The following is a 16,005-nucleotide window of genomic DNA, read 5'->3' on the forward strand; positions in this document are numbered from 1 at the left end:
TTAAGAAGAGTATATTTTGATATAAAAGTTGAATATTTGTAAGCGGCTGACCGCATACGCAAGATTAAGAATAAATATTCAATTTTTAATGGCCATTATTACATTAACAACAGATTTAGGCTCGAAAGATTTCTATCAGGCTGCCCTTAAAGGCAGTATCCTGACCATTTTACCTACAGCCAACATTGTTGATGTAACACACGAAGTACCATCCTTTAATATCTCTTATGCTGCATTTGTATTAAAGAATGTCTATCCGTATTTTCCCAAAGGCACCGTACACCTGATTGGCATTGATTCTGTATTTAGTGAGCGTACTAAATACCTGGCTTTGAAATACAAAGATCATTTCTTTGTAGGTGCTGATAATGGAATCTTTTCCCTGCTTTTTGATGGTGAGCCGGAAGAAATTGTTGAACTTAATATCATGCAAGACCTGAAGTACCTTCATTTCCCGCTTGTGGATATTTTTGTCAAGGCTGCAGTTCATCTTTCTAAAGGTGCGAAATTAAAGGAGATAGGCGTACCTACTGAAAGTGTAGAACAACGTATGCTCCTCAACCCAGTTATAGAAAGAGACATCATCCGCGGAAGCGTGATCTACATCGATACGTTCTGTAATGTAATCACTAACATTACCAAAGATCTCTTTACCAAAATACAACGTAACAGAGATTTCACTCTGTACTTTAGAAAAAGCGAAACCATTACCCAGCTAAGCTGGCATTATAATGAAGTCCAGGAAGGCGAAAAGCTTTGTTTATTTGGTATCAGCAACCATCTTGAAATTGCGATTAACAAGGGCAAAGCAAGTGGATTGCTTGGATTACACCTCAATGATATTATTCGTGTGGAGTTTCATCCTTAAGGCATAGTGTTTGCTAGCTTCACTGCAGAATAAATCTAACAAAACTACAATGCCTTTAAAATCTCTAATATTATTCTTATTTCTCGCATTTGCGCTTCATGCAAATGCAATAACAATGCAAACAGACACCAGTGCTTATCAAACACAGCGCTTAAAAGTAAATGTCTTACTGAACCAACGCAGCATTAAATTCGGACAGTATGACCAAAGCCTCAGTTCAAGAACCGGCATATTTGGTCTTCAAACCAAAGGGGACATCATGAAATCAAATGAAATATTGAGGCAGATTGTATTGAACGACAATAATATTTTTAAGGAACTAAAAATCCTGATGGACTATAAGGATCAAGAAGTTAAAGCGGCTAAAAATACTGCTTCAACGGTAAATAGCAGAATGCTGAATTATATGCAGTCCATTAAAAAACTGCAGGATCAGAATGAAAGGCTAACTAAAGAAACTTCAAGTTCTACTATAGGCGGACTATCAAATATCATTATTATTTTACTAATTCTAGCCCTTGCTGGAATCTACTTTTTCTTTCAAAATAAGCTAAAGCATTCTAAATCCGTGCAATAAAAAAAGCGTATTCATTATGCCTTACACCAGCAGAATGAATACGCGCTAAATTTTACTATTATTTAGTGAAATGGTCTATAATCAGATTGGCAAGCTCAGTTCCAATTCTTTCCTGTGCTTCATTAGTAGCTGCGCCAATATGCGGCGTTAAAGAGATTTTAGGGTGTTGTAAAATTGCAGCCAATGGGGTTGGCTCATTGTCAAACACATCTAAACCTGCAAAAGCAAGCTTTCCACTATCAAGAGCAGCAATTAAAGCCTCTTCGTCAATCGTTCCGCCTCTTGAACAGTTCACAACACCAACTCCGTTCTTCATTTTAGCAAACTCGGCTGCGCCCAGAATAGGCCTATCAGAAAAAGGAGTATGCAAACTAAAGAAATCACTATTGCTGATCACCTCATCAAGAGAAACAGTTTTAACAGGAATATCAACCTTTATTCCTCCCTGAAGATTTAAAGTCAGGTTACCTTCAAAAGGATAAAGGTCATAAGCCAAAACATTCATTCCTAAACTCAAAGCTACAGTAGCGGTTTCTCTACCAATTCTACCAAACCCAATTATACCTATCGTTTTACCTCTAAGTTCAATTCCTTTAGCATAAGCTTTTTTAAGTGCATTAAATTTAGTTGCACCTTCAACAGGCATTTTCCTATTAGAATCCTGCAAAAATCTAACTCCTGTAAACAGGTGTGCAAAAACCAATTCTGCAACAGACAAAGATGATGCTGCAGGTGTATTTACCACAACAACACCCTTACTGCGGGCATAATCAACATCAATATTATCCATTCCTACACCACCCCTACCAATCAATTTGATATTTGGGCATTGGTCTATGGTTTCTTTACGAAGCTGAGTTGCACTTCTTACAGTGATCGCATCATAATTTTGTAGTGCTTCTACTAGTTTATCCTGAGGCACAGTCTCTGTATCCACAACAAAACCAGCCTGCTCTAATAAAGCTTTACCGATAGGATCTATCCCATCGTTTGCGAGTATCTTAATCATCAATTTATTTATTATTGGTGTTTTTCAGCAAAAATCTGCATTAATTCAATTAAGGCATGCACACTTGTTATAGGAAGTGCGTTGTATACAGAAGCCCTAAAGCCACCTACACTTCTATGTCCTTTAATACCTTCTATACCATTCTCTTCTGCATATTTTAAGAAAGGCTTTTCAAGCTCAGGATTCTCCATCACAAAACAGATGTTCATCTTAGACCTGTCTTCAACAGCACAAGTACCCCTAAATAATGGGTTCCTGTCAATCTCTGCATAAAGTGCGCGCGCCTTAGCAATATTTTCCTTCTCAATCTCAGCAACACCGCCCTTGGCTTTTAACCAGCGAAGGTTAAGCATTGCAGTATAAATTGAAAATACAGGAGGTGTATTGTACATAGATCCACCGTCAATCTGTACCTTATAATCTAGCATGGAAGGAATCTTTCTTCCACTCTTACCAAGGATTTCATCTTTAACGATGACAACAGTTAAACCTGCCGGACCAATGTTTTTCTGTGCACCTGCATAGATAAGATCAAATTGACTCACGTCAATTACCCTGCTCATAATATCGGACGACATATCGCAAACTACTGGTATTGAAGTTTTAGGAAGGTTAAAAATCTCCGTTCCATAAATGGTATTGTTGGATGTAAAATGGAAATAAGCACTATCCTCCGGGATAGTAAAGTCCTTAGGAATGAATGTAAAGTTATCGCTCTTGGAGGATGCTACAACATTTGCTTTCCCAAAAAAGGCAACTTCCTTAATTGCTTTATTTGCCCAAACACCTGTTTCCAGGTAACTCGCAGTCTGCCCTTCGGGCAATAAGTTCATAGGAACCATTGCAAATTGCAAACTTGCACCGCCTTGAAGTAAAAGAACAGAATAACCTTCTGGTACATTCATTAGTTCTTTAATTAATCTGGTAGTTTCTTCAACCACCTGCTCAAACTCTGGCGTACGGTGCGAAATTTCTAAAATGGATAAGCCGTCCTTAAAATCTAAAACTGCTTGTGATGCTTGTTTAAATACTTCCTGTGGTAAAATACAGGGGCCTGCGCCAAAATTATGTCTCATTTTAACTATTTGTTTATTAGCGGTAAATGTAACAGTTTTATATTATTTATCATTTGGAATTCTTGAACTTTATAATCAACTTAACGTTCAATTGTCTACCTGTAAGGTAATTTGGGATGGCATATTGTACGTTATTAATGTCCTTTAACCACAGATATGAGACGGTATTATCTATGTTTAGCAAATTAAATACTTCTGCATGTAAAGAAAACGAACTAAAATATTTATCAAGAAACTTTGCCCTACGCTTCACAGCATCATCCAAAAAGTCTTTGGAGAAACCTATGTCAATCCGCTTATACGAGGGGATACTGAAATCATCTGAATACCTTTGTAACAATGGAGCACCAACAGGTAGCCTTGAGCCATATAACATATTCAGGTGCACTTTGTAAGTCGGACTGTTCAACAGCCTGTCCTGAAAATATACAGAGAAATTAACCCGTTGATCTGTAGGCCGCTTTTGGTAACCAATACCGTCGCCCATAATGTCTTGATTGGATTTCATCAGGGAGATCCTAAAATAAGACAACAGGTCTTTAACAAACTCTCCGCCTATACTAAAATCTGCACCATAAGTATACCCCTTCGCCAAATCGTTGGCCAAATATTTTATCCGCACATTATCCATCATGTAGGGAATTAACCGATCCTGATATTTAAAATAAGCCTCTGAAGTAAACTTAAGTCGCGTACCCAACCCATCAAATGCATAATCAATTCCAAAGGAGGTATTGTAAGAACGTTGCGCTTTTTGCATTTTATTCAACGTGCCATCAAAGGCCCTGATACTTCTATAGTCTGGTGCTTGCTGATATACACCTGCAGTAAACCGGATGATCTTATTATTGCTCAATGGCCTGTACGCCAAAAGGAGCCGGGGACTTAACAACAATTCTTGGCTCAAACTATTGTAACTTGTCCTTACGCCCAATTGCAAGTCTGAATTTGCACTCACGGCGTAGCTATCCTGAATGTAGGCAGTCAGGTAATTAATCGATAAATTGTTTTCTACGCTTATGGCATTGTCTTGATAAAAGTTCTTAATCCCTTCTATAATATAACCGGCAGAGTCTATCAGGCTGTACTCATTTAAGTTGTCTACGTAATTTTTATGTTCAAAACGTCCTCCTAAGGAGAAGGTATGGTTGCTATAAACCTGATCCACTTTAATGCTAGAGCTGAAACTTTTTGAGGCAAGACTATTTCTTGCATAATTCATATAGCCACCGAGCCCGCGGTTAGTGCGGATGATCCCAAAATTTCCTCCCGAAAAGCTGTTGTTTAGCTCATCAAAAACGTACTGTCCCTCTATATCAATTTTCTCACTTTCCAGAATGCTGAAATAACTGTTGATCCATTTGATAACCAAATTGGATTTTGGGAAATAGGTAGCTGTAACCGCAGCTCCGGCAGTATTATAATCATCAATCTCCTTACCGCTATATTCTGTTTGTAAACGCAGGTGAGTACTTAAGGTGCCAAACTGGGTTTCCCTGCTCTCAGGGAGTAATTTGAATACCCCGCTATTGATACTTCCCAAAAAACTGAGGCTAAACTTGTCCGACAAGCTTTGGGAAAACACCAATTGAAAGTCCTTAAAGTTTGGCGTATAACTTCCTTTATTGTCCTGCGTATTTAAAATGCTGCCATTATTTTTGTATCGGATACCGGCTAAAAGATAATTATTTGCCCCAACGATTCTGGAACTGACAGATCCGCCCATCAACCCGATGTTAATGAGTTGCTGACTGCTATCAGGCCTATCGTACTTGACATCCAAAACGGAAGAGAGCTTGTCGCCATACCTGGATTCAAAGCCCCCGGCAGAGAACTTGGCGGAGCTTAACAAATCACTGTTGATAAAACTTAAGCCCTCCTGCTGTCCGTTCCTGATCAATACAGGTCTGCTAATCTCCACATCGTTTACATACATCAGGTTCTCGTCAAAGTTCCCGCCCCTTACGCTATATTGAGAACTCAATTCGTTATTGGTAGATACCCCTGGAAGCGTTTTCAATATCACCTCGAAATTTCCTGATACCGATGGCATGGAGGCAACTTCATTAACATTGATCAGGATACTATTGCTGAGCTGATTTTGCTTATTGGTAATGGTAACTTGTTCCAACTCGTTAATGTTGACCCCCATTACAATATTTTGAACTATCCTGCCTGCTTTATCTCTATTCACCTCAATCAAAATTGGCCGGTAACCAAGCAAGGCGTACTTAAGCGTAAAGGAAGTAGCTGTGGAATATATACTGTAATTGCCTTTATCGTCTGAAGTACTAAGCTGACTTTGCCCCAAAACCGTTATGGTAACCTTAGGTAAAGCAACATGTAAACTATCGGTTACCAAGCCTGTAACTTTTACCAATGGCTGTGCACTTACATAAGTAAGACCAAACAAAAGCGCCAATAGTAACAAGCGTAATTTAAGCATTGGCTTAAGTTGTGGTCAATATTCTGGCATCATGGTTTTTTAACTGGGCAATCATTTCCAAAGGAGATGGCGCAGCAAATACTGCATTACCGGCTACAAAGACATCTGCCCCTGCCCTAACTAATTCTCCAATATTGGTTAATCCAACACCACCGTCAACCTCTATCAATAATTCAGGGTTAATCAAAGCAGCTAAAGCTTTCAATTCTCTTACTTTGTTTAATGTATTGGGAATAAATTGCTGACCACCAAAGCCGGGATTAACGGACATGATCAACACCATATCTAAATCAATCAATATATCATTTAGCAACAAAACCGGCGTATGTGGATTTAAGGCTACGCATGCTTTACATCCCGCAGCATGAATATTTTGAACAATCCGGTGCAGGTGGGTACAAGCTTCATAATGCACAGTAATAACTGAAGCACCAGCTTCTGCAAAACGTTCAATGTATAATTCTGGCTTAACAATCATCAAATGTACATCCAGTGGCTTTTTTGCATGGGCTTTTAAAGCTACCATTACTGGAAAACCAAACGAGATATTGGGTACAAAAGTACCATCCATAATATCTACGTGAAACCAATCTGCCTCACTCGCGTTGATCATCTCAATATCGCGCTGCAGATTACCAAAATCAGCAGAAAGAACAGAAGGAGCTATTAAGTGTTTCATGACAGGTATTTTTTTCTATGTTATTGTGCAAGTAAATATAATTTATTAAACCCGCTTTAAATAAAAAACCCCGCAAAATGCGGGGTTTTTTATGTTTGGAAACCCTAATAAATCAGTTAAGGGCCTAATTTGCAGCAGGTGTATTTTCTGGTCTTGGTGGACGAGGCAATAATGCTTTTCTGGAAAGCTTCATTTTACCTTGTTTATCTATATCCAAAAGTTTAACCTGAATTTTATCACCTTCTTTAAGTACGCCATCCATAGTTTCTAAACGTTCCCATGCAATCTCAGAGATGTGCAATAGTCCGTCTTTACCTGGCATGATCTCTACAAATGCACCAAATGGCATAATAGATTTCACTTTACCATCATAAGTAGCACCTATATCCGGTTTAGCAGCAATTGCGTTGATACGCGTAACCGCAGCATCAATAGCAGCTTTATTATCAGCAAAGATCTCAACGATACCCTTGTTCCCAACCTCTTCAATAGAGATAGATGCACCAGTTTCACGTTGCATTTCTTGAATGATTTTACCGCCGGGCCCGATTACTGCACCAATAAATTCTTTATCAATACTTAATGATACAATGCGAGGCGCATGGTCTTTGTAATCTTCACGAGGCGCAGCCATCGTTTTCTTCATCTCACCTAAGATGTGTAAACGCGCTTCCTTAGCCTGGATAAGTGCATTGGTAAGCACTTCCCATTTCAAACCGTTAATTTTTAAGTCCATCTGACAAGCAACAATACCTTTTTCAGTACCTGTTACCTTAAAGTCCATATCTCCTAAATGATCTTCATCACCTAAAATATCTGAAAGGATTGCATATTTACCAGTTTTCTCATCAGTAATCAATCCCATTGCAATACCCGAAACCGGAGCTTTGATTTTGATACCTGCATCCATAAGTGCTAACGTACCCGCACAAACAGTTGCCATTGATGAAGATCCGTTTGATTCTAAAATATCAGAAACAATACGGATGGTATAAGGATTCTCTTCTAAACCAGGTAATACTTTCTTTAATGAACGCATTGCCAGGTTACCATGACCAATCTCACGGCGACCAGCTCCCCTATTCGGACGAACCTCTCCAGTGGAGAAACCAGGGAAATTATAGTGTAGTAAGAATTTGTTATAACCATTAACGAAAGCACCGTCAATCATCTGCTCATCATCTTTAGAACCTAAAGTAACAGTGGTTAGAGACTGAGTTTCACCTCGTGTAAATACTGCAGAACCGTGAGCTGAAGGCAAATAACCTACTTCACTCCAGATAGGACGTACCGTACGCACATCACGACCGTCTAAACGAATTCCTTCATCTAAAACAAGGTTACGGATGGCATCATATTGCACATCGTGGAAATATTTCTTAGAAAGGAAACCAGTTACATCATCAATACCTTCGCCTAAACTAGCAATGAAGTCCATCAATATCGCACCAAATGCATCACCACGCTCACCTTTACTGGTGTTACTTTTAGCAATTGCATATACTTTATCATAAGTAGCAGCATAAACCTTCTCTTTCAATTCAGGATTACTGTCTTCATGAGAATAAGTACGTTTCACTGTTTTACCAACCAATTCAGCCAGTTCTTTTTGTGCCTGAACCTGGATAACGATTGCTTTGTGTGCAAACTCAATCGCCTCAACCATTTCAGTTTCAGAGATCTCATCACATTCACCTTCAACCATTACAATGTCCTTTTCAGTACCTGCTACTAAAAACTCCATGTCGGCACGTTCTAAATCGCTCACATAAGGATTGATCACAAACTTACCATCAATTCTTGCAACACGAACTTCTGATATTGGCCCGTTAAAAGGAATATCAGAAACTGCAATAGCAGCCGAAGCAGCTAAACCAGCCAAACAGTCTGGCATTATATTTTTATCAGAAGAGATCAACGAGATCATTACCTGAGTATCAGAGTGATAATCTTCAGGGAACATCGGGCGTAAAGCGCGGTCTACCAAACGAGAGATCAATACCTCATAATCTGATAATCTTGCCTCGCGACGAAGGAAACCACCTGGAATACGGCCTGCGGCAGCATATTTCTCTTGGTAATCAACTGATAGTGGTAAAAAATCAACACCTGATTTTGCACCTACACTAGAAACAACAGTCGCCAAAAGCATGGTATCACCCATTCTAACTACTACAGAACCGTCAGCTTGTTTAGCCAACTTACCTGTTTCAATTTCAATTGTTCTTCCATCGCCTAGATCGAACGATTTTTTTATTACATTCATTTAAAATTTGTTGTGGTGTGTTTTCCTCTTTCTACACACCGGATTTATATATATTATTTTACTTTTCAAAGTAAAAAAGCCATCCCTAAAGAATGGCTTTTCTTGATATAAGTACGCTTATTTGCTGTCTTTTCTACCAACCGGCTTAATGATATCCCTTAAACCAAGGTTTTTGATGATGGCACGATAACGCTCAATATCTTTCTTAAATAGATAAGCCAAAATACCGCGGCGTTTACCTACTAATTTTTGTAGTGATAACTGGGTAGAGAAATCTTTACGATTTTTCTTTAAGTGTTCTGTTAAGTGCGCAATACGATATGTAAATAACGCTACCTGACCTTCTGCAGAACCCGTGTTAGTTTCTACTTCGCCGTGTTTTTGGAAGATTTCGGCTTTCTTTTCTTTACTTAAATACATTCTTGAATGATACTAAAGTGTTTATGGATTAATTAATTAGTGCAAAGATACTGTAAGTTTTAAAGATTAACAACACTGTATAGAACTGAATTTTATTTTAAGTTTGTAAGGATAACTCCCCTATTTTATGGAAAAGACCCAGTACAGCATATTTGAAAGTGAACTAAAGGTAAGGCCTGATGATATTGACATGTTTAACCATGTCCACAACAGCAAATATTTCGATTATGTACTTGCCGCCCGCTACGATCAAATGGCCCAGTTTTACAAAATGCCAATGGAATCGTTTTTAAACAGTGGCTTTGGCTGGGTAGTTCGCACTGCGCTGGTTGATTTTAAACGCCCGCTGAAACTTGGTGATGTGATTGCCATCCGCACAGGCATCTTAACCATCAACGAAAAGGGTTGCCGGGTTCAATTTGAAATTGAAAACAAACGAACCGGAAAGATAGCCGCAGACGGCTGGTTCGATTATGTGATGATAGACACCGCTACCGGCAAAGGCTCAAAAGTTAACGAAGAAATGATTCTCGCTTACAGCATTTAGGCTTTTAGCTACTGATATTCCGTCCCATTAAATTTGGTGTCCAGCCAATTGAGGTGACCGGTTAAGAAATCTTTCACATAACTTACTTCAGCAGCATAAGATCCGGCAATTTGCACCTCCCGATATACCTTGGTATTCAATATGTTCCATCTGGTAAAATTCCTTACTTGCGATACTGATAGTTTCTTTTCCAATAACGTTACTGCAGCAGGTAGATTTTGCATTTTAGGTTTCAGTTCATTCCACCTGAACCTGATCCTTTTTCGGAAAGCCGGGTCCTCCATTAGTCTTTGAATCCACATTTTAGGATCGAAACCAGCATTGAACATAAGCTTGTTGATGTTATTACCAAGGCGATCATCATTATTTGCACAGATATCAAAATCCCATACCGGGCCGGTATAAATTTTATCGTCGTTTGCTTTCTTATACATATAAGTACTCCAAAAGGTATCCGGATTGCCCATCACTTCATTTACGATATAATAGTTCACATAAGAATCAACATCAAAATACTTTCTATATCCGTTAACTGGATCAGTAAAGTTGGCAGCAAAAAGTGCATTTTCAAATTTTTGTACATGCCCTGTAATATACTCCTTTTGCACCGGTGTAATCTTCTCATCAGGGTATTTTATGGTAATGGGCATATTGTGCTGTGTACGGAAATACACGGGCTCACCATTTGCAAACCCATCCTCTTCTAACAAATACCCCCCATCTTCAACATCTACCTGGCTTTTACCTTCTTTAACCTGCTCGGTTATTAAATAATTACCATCATAACTGCCATTAAGATATATTTCCACAAACCTGGAACTTGGGGTAAAGGTGAGTCCTGAATTCCTAGAAGCCATTAAGGCAAGCTCATTGCGCATGAGGGACTTATCTGCATAATTAGCCAGAAGCACCCAATTCTTACTTTCGGACATGCCTAACAATCCGGCTTTTTTATCCAGCTTGATGCGGTAAGGCTTTTTAGGCATTCCCCAGGTGGAGTTACCCCTCCCTTTTATTTCCGTTTTACCATCAAAAACGGTCTCTTTAAAATTGCTAACGATCTTTATAGAACCAGTTACATAAACGTCTTTGCTATTAATTGCTGCGCCATTGGTATTAATATAAAATGCTGAGATGCCATTATCGCTCAGCTTTACCACATATTTTTTTGTGCTGTTATCTTCCGCAGTTACCTCATACGTTACCAACTTGGTAAAATCATTTACGGTCACATTTGTTACCTGATCTACAGCACCTACGACTATCTTTGACCCTTCGTAAGTAAATTCCGGTATTAATGCGCTCACATCGGTTCCGGCAAAAGCGCTCGCAAACACAGTATCACCAACTATTTCGCCCCTAACATCATTGACTAAAATTGGGTTTTTACTCGCCTTAAAAAGTAAAGTTTTGAGTTGTTTATCTGTCTTCAGTACAACCGGCTCAGGTATGATCGGTTCCTTTTTATCTTTTTTACAAGACACGCACACAGAAAAAACAAGCAAAATGCAGCAGAGATTATACCCTTTGTTGATCATATCCTTAAATATTTGGCTATCCAATGTAGCTAATATTTAATAAAATACAAATCCTTAAGGATCGTTATTAAAAGCTGCAAATAAATTAATAAAAATTAAGTTCAAGTAGTTACCTTTCATTATAAAATGGACATTAAACAACAAAACGCTTCGGGCACCTTCTCAAAATTATTTGAAATCATAAAACAATCCCTAAATGGTGCAGAACTTGATTTCACACAAGGCAGCATCCGCAGGGCAGTAATATTACTTGCCATCCCTATGATGCTGGAAATGGCAATGGAATCAGTCTTCGCGTTGGTAGATCTCTATTTCGTGGGTCACCTACCCAATAGCAGTGTAGCCATTCAAACTGTTGGGTTAACAGAATCGGTTCTTACCATCATTTATTCTTTAGCTATCGGGATGAGTATGGCAGCGACAGCGGTTGTGGCCAGAAGAATTGGCGAAAAAAACCCCACAAGAGCCGCTAAGGCAGGAATGCAGGCAATAATAGTAGCTATAGGGATTAACCTTATCCTTAGTTTAATTGCCTTTATCTATGCTCCAGACATCTTACTTTTAATGGGTGCCTCTGCACAAGCAGCCACAGAGGGTGTAATTTTTACCCGCATTATGATGGGCGGGAGTACAGTAATCGTGCTATTATTTCTAATCAACGGCATATTTAGAGGTGCAGGAAATGCAGCGATTGCGATGAAAAGTTTATGGATCGCAAATATCACCAATATCATTCTTTGTCCGATTTTCATCAATGGATTTGGACCCATACCTGCCTTTGGGTTAACGGGTGCGGCCATTGCAACAACCATCGGCAGAACCACAGGAGTGTTGTATCAGGTTTATCATTTGTATTCTGGCAAAGGATTGCTACAAATAAAGATCTCCTATTTCAAGCCGCAATGGGATCAGATCAAGGCCTTATTAAAAATAGCGACTCCTGGAATATTTCAATTTATAATTGCCTCCTGTAGCTGGATATTCCTCGCTCAGCTAGTGGCCACCACAGGTGGCGACCATGGATCTGCAGGGTATCAAACGGCACTTAGGTTAATGATGTTTTTTATGCTGCCGGCCTGGGGTATGAGTAATGCGGCAGCAACATTGGTTGGGCAGAATTTAGGTGCAAATAAGCTAGACCGTGCTGAAGCATCTGTATGGAAAACAGCAAAATATGTAGCCATTTACATGGGGATAGTTACTGCGTTAACCTTTGCATTTAGTCAATATTTTATCGCTTTTTTTACAAACGACCCTATAATTATTGAGGTGGCAAAAAAGGCTTTGCACATTATGAGTGCCGGCTATATCTTTTATGGCATCGGCATGGTGATGATTAGCACATTTAATGGTGCGGGCGATACCTGGACACCTACTAAAGTGAATTTATTTGGGTTTTGGCTATTTCAGATACCACTAGCATATGTATTGGCAAAGCACTTCAATTTAGGCCCTGAAGGAGTTTTTATTGCAATTCCTGTGGCAGAGCTGGGAATATCATTTGCAGGAATTATTTTATTTCGGCGCGGTAAATGGAAAACAATTAAGGTTTAGTAACCGCAGGTTTAATGCCAGGAACAAACTTTAACCCTGGAGTGAGCCAATGCAAGAGCATCACCCTGGAGTAGCGGTAATTTACAGGAGAAAATAAAACTACGCCAACCGCCAAAATACCTACATAAGCCCAGAGGTTCTCATACGTTAAAGCAACTCCAAATACGTAGGCTCCAATGCCTATAGCAATCATTTCTGTAACATTCATTCCATAGCTGATAAACATAGCTACATAAAAAAATCCCGGTTCCCGCTCAAAACGCAGGTTGCAATACCCACAATATTCGTTGGTAATCTGCCCTTTAAAAGAATAGATGGGACCTGAAAAAATAGCTCCGGTTCTGCATCTTGGGCATTTACATTGAACTATTGCTTGTAATTTCGATATATCTTTCATAACAATTGCTGTACTACTATCCTGGACTATCATGGTACAAAAATACAGCTAACTTATTTTCTATTTTATGATCCAGATCATACTTTGAAGTTTTTTAATCTAATTTGTATGTGGTGTTATTGCTTAACAATTTTGCCTTTTATCAATTTAAAAGAACTGCTACCAGATAATTTTTTAATTAACCTGATTACTGTTTCTACCCGCAAACCGCTCATGTCTGCCATCTGCTGGCGTGTTATTTTTAGTTCTGCACCCGCTTCAAGATCTTTTAAAAGGTACGTAAGTAAGGTATTTACACGATGATCGGCATGTTCATTGGCCAGTTCTTCCAACATCATGGACTTATAGAACAATCTGTTACTCAAAGTTTGGATAAGGCTTAAGCTAAAGTCGCTATCCGATTTCAGGAAATTAAAGAAGTCGTCCTTATAAACCGGAATGATCTCTGCGTCTTGAATCGCAATGGTATGGGCGAGATAAGGTTTGTTCAGGATCAGTGCTGGTTCTCCAAAATATTCATTCGTTCTAAAAATACCTTGTATAAATTCATCCCCCACGCTGTTTACGGTGACCATCTTTACCTTTCCCGACTTAATAAAATAAACCGCGACAGGCAAACTTTCAGGATGATAAATCACCTCCCCTTTGCGGTATTTCCTTATTTTGAACTGATGTTCTGTTAAGTATTTAATATTCATAACCAATGCACTACCCAAGATGACACAAGTTAAGTATCACATTGAAAAAATACCATTAATTGGGTATTTTTTCAATGCTATCTTTAATTAACTTTACATAAACCAAATACAACTAAAAATACAATTATGAAGACGAATTTCAGTAACTCATTGAAAGTATTGACTTTAATAGGATTTACTTTTTGCGCCAAAGTATCCATTGCACAAGATAGCGGATCAGGTACAGTTTTTAAAAATCAGGTTAAAATGAATGTTGCCGCATTGATTTTAAAGAATTTTTCTTTCCAGTATCAGCGTGCAGTTGCCAGTAAAATTGCCGTTGGATTAAGCGTGCGATTTGCACCAGAATCCACCCTACCTTTTCAGGGACAAATAGAAAGCTTAGTGAATGATGCCCAGGCTTACAAAAGGATCAGGAATTTTAAGACTGGTAACTTTGCTATAACGCCAGAGGTGAGATTCTATCTCGGCAAGCAAGCATTTAAAGGATTTTACCTTGCCCCTTTCGCCAGTTTTTCAAACTTTAATGCTTCAGGACCTTACTTGTTTCAAAGCTCTCAGGGAGATTTAGAGATACCACTAAGCGGTAATATTAAAACTGTTACAGGAGGTTTATACATAGGGTCTGAGTTCAATCTGGCCAAAAGAATTGGGCTAGATGTTTTCATCGGACCAAACTATGGATCTTTGATGGGAACTATAGCCGGCACAAAAACATTGAGCAATGACGAGCAAAATGGCTTAAGGAATGGCTTGAACGATTTGGGGAAAATCCCGATGATCAATACCAAATATACTGTTGATGGAAACGGCGCCAGTGTTGACCTTGATGGCAACTTCCCAGGTTTAAGGGGCGGTATCAGTGTATCCTATAAGTTTTAATTAAAAGAAAACGGTTAGCCTATCGTTTCCTTAATTAGCTTGGTATAAAAATCATTCAGTTTCATATCCATAGCAGCCACCTGCTGGGGTATGAAACTTGTAGCTGTTTGGCCTGGTATGGTATTGATTTCAATAAAATAGAAGTCGCCTTCATCGCCAGACAGGATAAAATCTATCCGCACTACTCCCCTGCAGTTCAATTTTAGGTATACCGCTTCGGCGATTGCCGCAACACGATTCCTGGTTTCCGACCTGATCTCTGCCGGTGTGGTTTCAATGGCAACTCCAGGTGTATATTTAGCTTCAAAATCAAAGAACTCTTTAGCAGTTGTCACTTCTGTGGAAGGCAATACGGTTATCTTACCATCCAGTTTAACTACCCCTATGGTAAACTCCCGACCAGATATAAACTCTTCAATCAATATCTGACTATCTTCCTCAAATGCCTTATCCACTGCCATTTCAAGATCATCTGCAAGGTTTACCTTGCTCATTCCTATACTACTACCGCCATTATTTGGCTTAACAAAATATGGAAGCTTTAAATCTGCTTTGATTTTTTCGAGATCAAAAGGCGTCTCTTTAAATATCTGGACAGATTTGGCGGTATGCAGATGCTGGATATCCTGAACTATAGCTTTAGTATACCCTTTATTCATGGTAATGGCAGAAGTGAGGGCATCACAAGTAGTATACGGAAGACCAATCATGTCAAAATACCCTTGTAGCTTCCCATCCTCACCAGGAGAACCGTGAATAGCTATAAATACCCCATCGAACTTTATTTTTCTGCCGCTTATGTGGAGCGAAAAATCATTACGATCTACCTCGATCTTTACTGAATCTGCTGGTTCATAAAACCAACCCTGTTGTGTTAACATGATCTTATAAACATCAAACTTATCATGATCCAGGTTATGAGCAATGGTAGCTGCACTTTTTACTGACACAACCCACTCTCCAGTAGTGCCGCCAGTTAATAATGCTATCGTTTTTTTCATATCGACAAATATAAATTAGTTGGCGCAGATGTTATTTTAATTCCATT

The 16,005-nt window shown here is 38.9% G+C and carries 15 protein-coding genes; 5 read left to right on the forward strand and 10 right to left on the reverse strand.

What is annotated here, in order from left to right:
- Positions 1-88 precede the first annotated feature (88 nt).
- Positions 89-868, forward strand: coding sequence for an SAM hydrolase/SAM-dependent halogenase family protein (locus tag ACVWYN_RS06680; protein WP_457288054.1), 780 nt, complete (start codon positions 89-91; stop codon positions 866-868).
- 49 nt (positions 869-917) lie between these two features.
- On the forward strand, positions 918-1,445 hold the full coding sequence (locus ACVWYN_RS06685) for a hypothetical protein (protein ID WP_457288055.1): 528 nt from the start codon (positions 918-920) through the stop codon (positions 1,443-1,445).
- A gap of 58 nt (positions 1,446-1,503) precedes the next feature.
- Here ACVWYN_RS06685 and ACVWYN_RS06690 read toward each other — a convergent pair whose 3' ends face one another.
- From ACVWYN_RS06690 to rpsO, 6 genes are all read right to left on the reverse strand, one after another.
- Positions 1,504-2,454 carry a D-2-hydroxyacid dehydrogenase gene (locus ACVWYN_RS06690; RefSeq protein ID WP_457288056.1) on the reverse strand — a complete coding sequence of 317 codons (951 nt, stop codon included), beginning with the start codon at positions 2,452-2,454 and terminating at the stop codon, positions 1,504-1,506.
- Between the two features lie 11 nt (positions 2,455-2,465).
- The gene (serC, locus tag ACVWYN_RS06695) at positions 2,466-3,530 is read right to left on the reverse strand and encodes a 3-phosphoserine/phosphohydroxythreonine transaminase (protein ID WP_457288057.1); all 1,065 of its coding nucleotides are present in this window, start codon (positions 3,528-3,530) and stop codon (positions 2,466-2,468) included.
- Between the two features lie 49 nt (positions 3,531-3,579).
- Positions 3,580-5,976 carry a carboxypeptidase-like regulatory domain-containing protein gene (locus ACVWYN_RS06700; protein ID WP_457288058.1) on the reverse strand — a complete coding sequence of 799 codons (2,397 nt, stop codon included), beginning with the start codon at positions 5,974-5,976 and terminating at the stop codon, positions 3,580-3,582.
- 4 nt (positions 5,977-5,980) lie between these two features.
- Positions 5,981-6,655: a ribulose-phosphate 3-epimerase gene (gene rpe / locus ACVWYN_RS06705; protein ID WP_457288059.1), complete on the reverse strand. Its 675-nt coding sequence runs from the start codon at positions 6,653-6,655 to the stop codon at positions 5,981-5,983.
- 124 nt (positions 6,656-6,779) lie between these two features.
- On the reverse strand, positions 6,780-8,921 hold the full coding sequence (pnp, locus tag ACVWYN_RS06710; protein ID WP_457288060.1) for a polyribonucleotide nucleotidyltransferase: 2,142 nt from the start codon (positions 8,919-8,921) through the stop codon (positions 6,780-6,782).
- A gap of 117 nt (positions 8,922-9,038) precedes the next feature.
- Positions 9,039-9,341, reverse strand: coding sequence for a 30S ribosomal protein S15 (gene rpsO / locus ACVWYN_RS06715; RefSeq protein ID WP_457288061.1), 303 nt, complete (start codon positions 9,339-9,341; stop codon positions 9,039-9,041).
- Positions 9,342-9,468: 127 nt separating this feature from the next.
- Here rpsO and ACVWYN_RS06720 point away from each other — a divergent pair, with 127 nt between their 5' ends.
- Positions 9,469-9,888: an acyl-CoA thioesterase gene (locus ACVWYN_RS06720; protein ID WP_457288062.1), complete on the forward strand. Its 420-nt coding sequence runs from the start codon at positions 9,469-9,471 to the stop codon at positions 9,886-9,888.
- Positions 9,889-9,896: 8 nt separating this feature from the next.
- On the opposite strand, the gene ACVWYN_RS06725 is transcribed toward ACVWYN_RS06720, so the two are convergent.
- On the reverse strand, positions 9,897-11,450 hold the full coding sequence (locus ACVWYN_RS06725; RefSeq protein WP_457288063.1) for a CotH kinase family protein: 1,554 nt from the start codon (positions 11,448-11,450) through the stop codon (positions 9,897-9,899).
- A 102-nt stretch (positions 11,451-11,552) separates the two neighbouring features.
- Here ACVWYN_RS06725 and ACVWYN_RS06730 point away from each other — a divergent pair, with 102 nt between their 5' ends.
- Positions 11,553-12,980 (forward strand): MATE family efflux transporter, encoded by a 1,428-nt coding sequence (locus ACVWYN_RS06730; protein ID WP_457288064.1) that lies wholly within the window; start codon positions 11,553-11,555, stop codon positions 12,978-12,980.
- On the opposite strand, the gene ACVWYN_RS06735 is transcribed toward ACVWYN_RS06730, so the two are convergent.
- Both ACVWYN_RS06735 and ACVWYN_RS06740 read right to left on the reverse strand, forming a co-directional pair.
- Entirely contained in the window at positions 12,970-13,377 is a 408-nt protein-coding gene (locus ACVWYN_RS06735) for a DUF983 domain-containing protein (RefSeq protein ID WP_457288065.1), read from the reverse strand. The genes ACVWYN_RS06730 and ACVWYN_RS06735 overlap by 11 nt on opposite strands.
- A gap of 116 nt (positions 13,378-13,493) precedes the next feature.
- A complete protein-coding gene (locus tag ACVWYN_RS06740) occupies positions 13,494-14,075 on the reverse strand; it encodes a Crp/Fnr family transcriptional regulator (RefSeq protein ID WP_457288066.1) in 582 nt (193 codons plus the stop codon).
- 126 nt (positions 14,076-14,201) lie between these two features.
- Between ACVWYN_RS06740 and ACVWYN_RS06745 the strand changes: the two genes are divergently transcribed.
- The gene (locus ACVWYN_RS06745; RefSeq protein WP_457288067.1) at positions 14,202-14,957 is read left to right on the forward strand and encodes a DUF3575 domain-containing protein; all 756 of its coding nucleotides are present in this window, start codon (positions 14,202-14,204) and stop codon (positions 14,955-14,957) included.
- 14 nt (positions 14,958-14,971) lie between these two features.
- Here the strand turns inward: ACVWYN_RS06745 and ACVWYN_RS06750 are convergent, their stop codons facing one another.
- Positions 14,972-15,958, reverse strand: coding sequence for a D-alanine--D-alanine ligase (locus tag ACVWYN_RS06750; protein WP_457288068.1), 987 nt, complete (start codon positions 15,956-15,958; stop codon positions 14,972-14,974).
- Positions 15,959-16,005: the final 47 nt, after the last annotated feature.

It is taken from the genome of Pedobacter sp. UYP24 (assembly GCF_054057295.1).

What these genes read in the sequence shown, in the direction of transcription:
- ACVWYN_RS06700 (WP_457288058.1), bottom strand. Translation starts at nt 5,976, where the DNA reads ATGCTTAAATTACGCTTGTTACTATTGGCGCTTTTGTTTGGTCTTACT.
- ACVWYN_RS06680 (WP_457288054.1), top strand. Translation starts at nt 89, where the DNA reads ATGGCCATTATTACATTAACAACAGATTTAGGCTCGAAAGATTTCTAT.
- ACVWYN_RS06740 (WP_457288066.1), bottom strand. Translation starts at nt 14,075, where the DNA reads ATGAATATTAAATACTTAACAGAACATCAGTTCAAAATAAGGAAATAC.
- serC (WP_457288057.1), bottom strand. Translation starts at nt 3,530, where the DNA reads ATGAGACATAATTTTGGCGCAGGCCCCTGTATTTTACCACAGGAAGTA.
- ACVWYN_RS06750 (WP_457288068.1), bottom strand. Translation starts at nt 15,958, where the DNA reads ATGAAAAAAACGATAGCATTATTAACTGGCGGCACTACTGGAGAGTGG.
- ACVWYN_RS06730 (WP_457288064.1), top strand. Translation starts at nt 11,553, where the DNA reads ATGGACATTAAACAACAAAACGCTTCGGGCACCTTCTCAAAATTATTT.
- ACVWYN_RS06745 (WP_457288067.1), top strand. Translation starts at nt 14,202, where the DNA reads ATGAAGACGAATTTCAGTAACTCATTGAAAGTATTGACTTTAATAGGA.
- ACVWYN_RS06720 (WP_457288062.1), top strand. Translation starts at nt 9,469, where the DNA reads ATGGAAAAGACCCAGTACAGCATATTTGAAAGTGAACTAAAGGTAAGG.
- ACVWYN_RS06690 (WP_457288056.1), bottom strand. Translation starts at nt 2,454, where the DNA reads ATGATTAAGATACTCGCAAACGATGGGATAGATCCTATCGGTAAAGCT.
- pnp (WP_457288060.1), bottom strand. Translation starts at nt 8,921, where the DNA reads ATGAATGTAATAAAAAAATCGTTCGATCTAGGCGATGGAAGAACAATT.
- ACVWYN_RS06735 (WP_457288065.1), bottom strand. Translation starts at nt 13,377, where the DNA reads ATGAAAGATATATCGAAATTACAAGCAATAGTTCAATGTAAATGCCCA.
- rpsO (WP_457288061.1), bottom strand. Translation starts at nt 9,341, where the DNA reads ATGTATTTAAGTAAAGAAAAGAAAGCCGAAATCTTCCAAAAACACGGC.
- rpe (WP_457288059.1), bottom strand. Translation starts at nt 6,655, where the DNA reads ATGAAACACTTAATAGCTCCTTCTGTTCTTTCTGCTGATTTTGGTAAT.
- ACVWYN_RS06685 (WP_457288055.1), top strand. Translation starts at nt 918, where the DNA reads ATGCCTTTAAAATCTCTAATATTATTCTTATTTCTCGCATTTGCGCTT.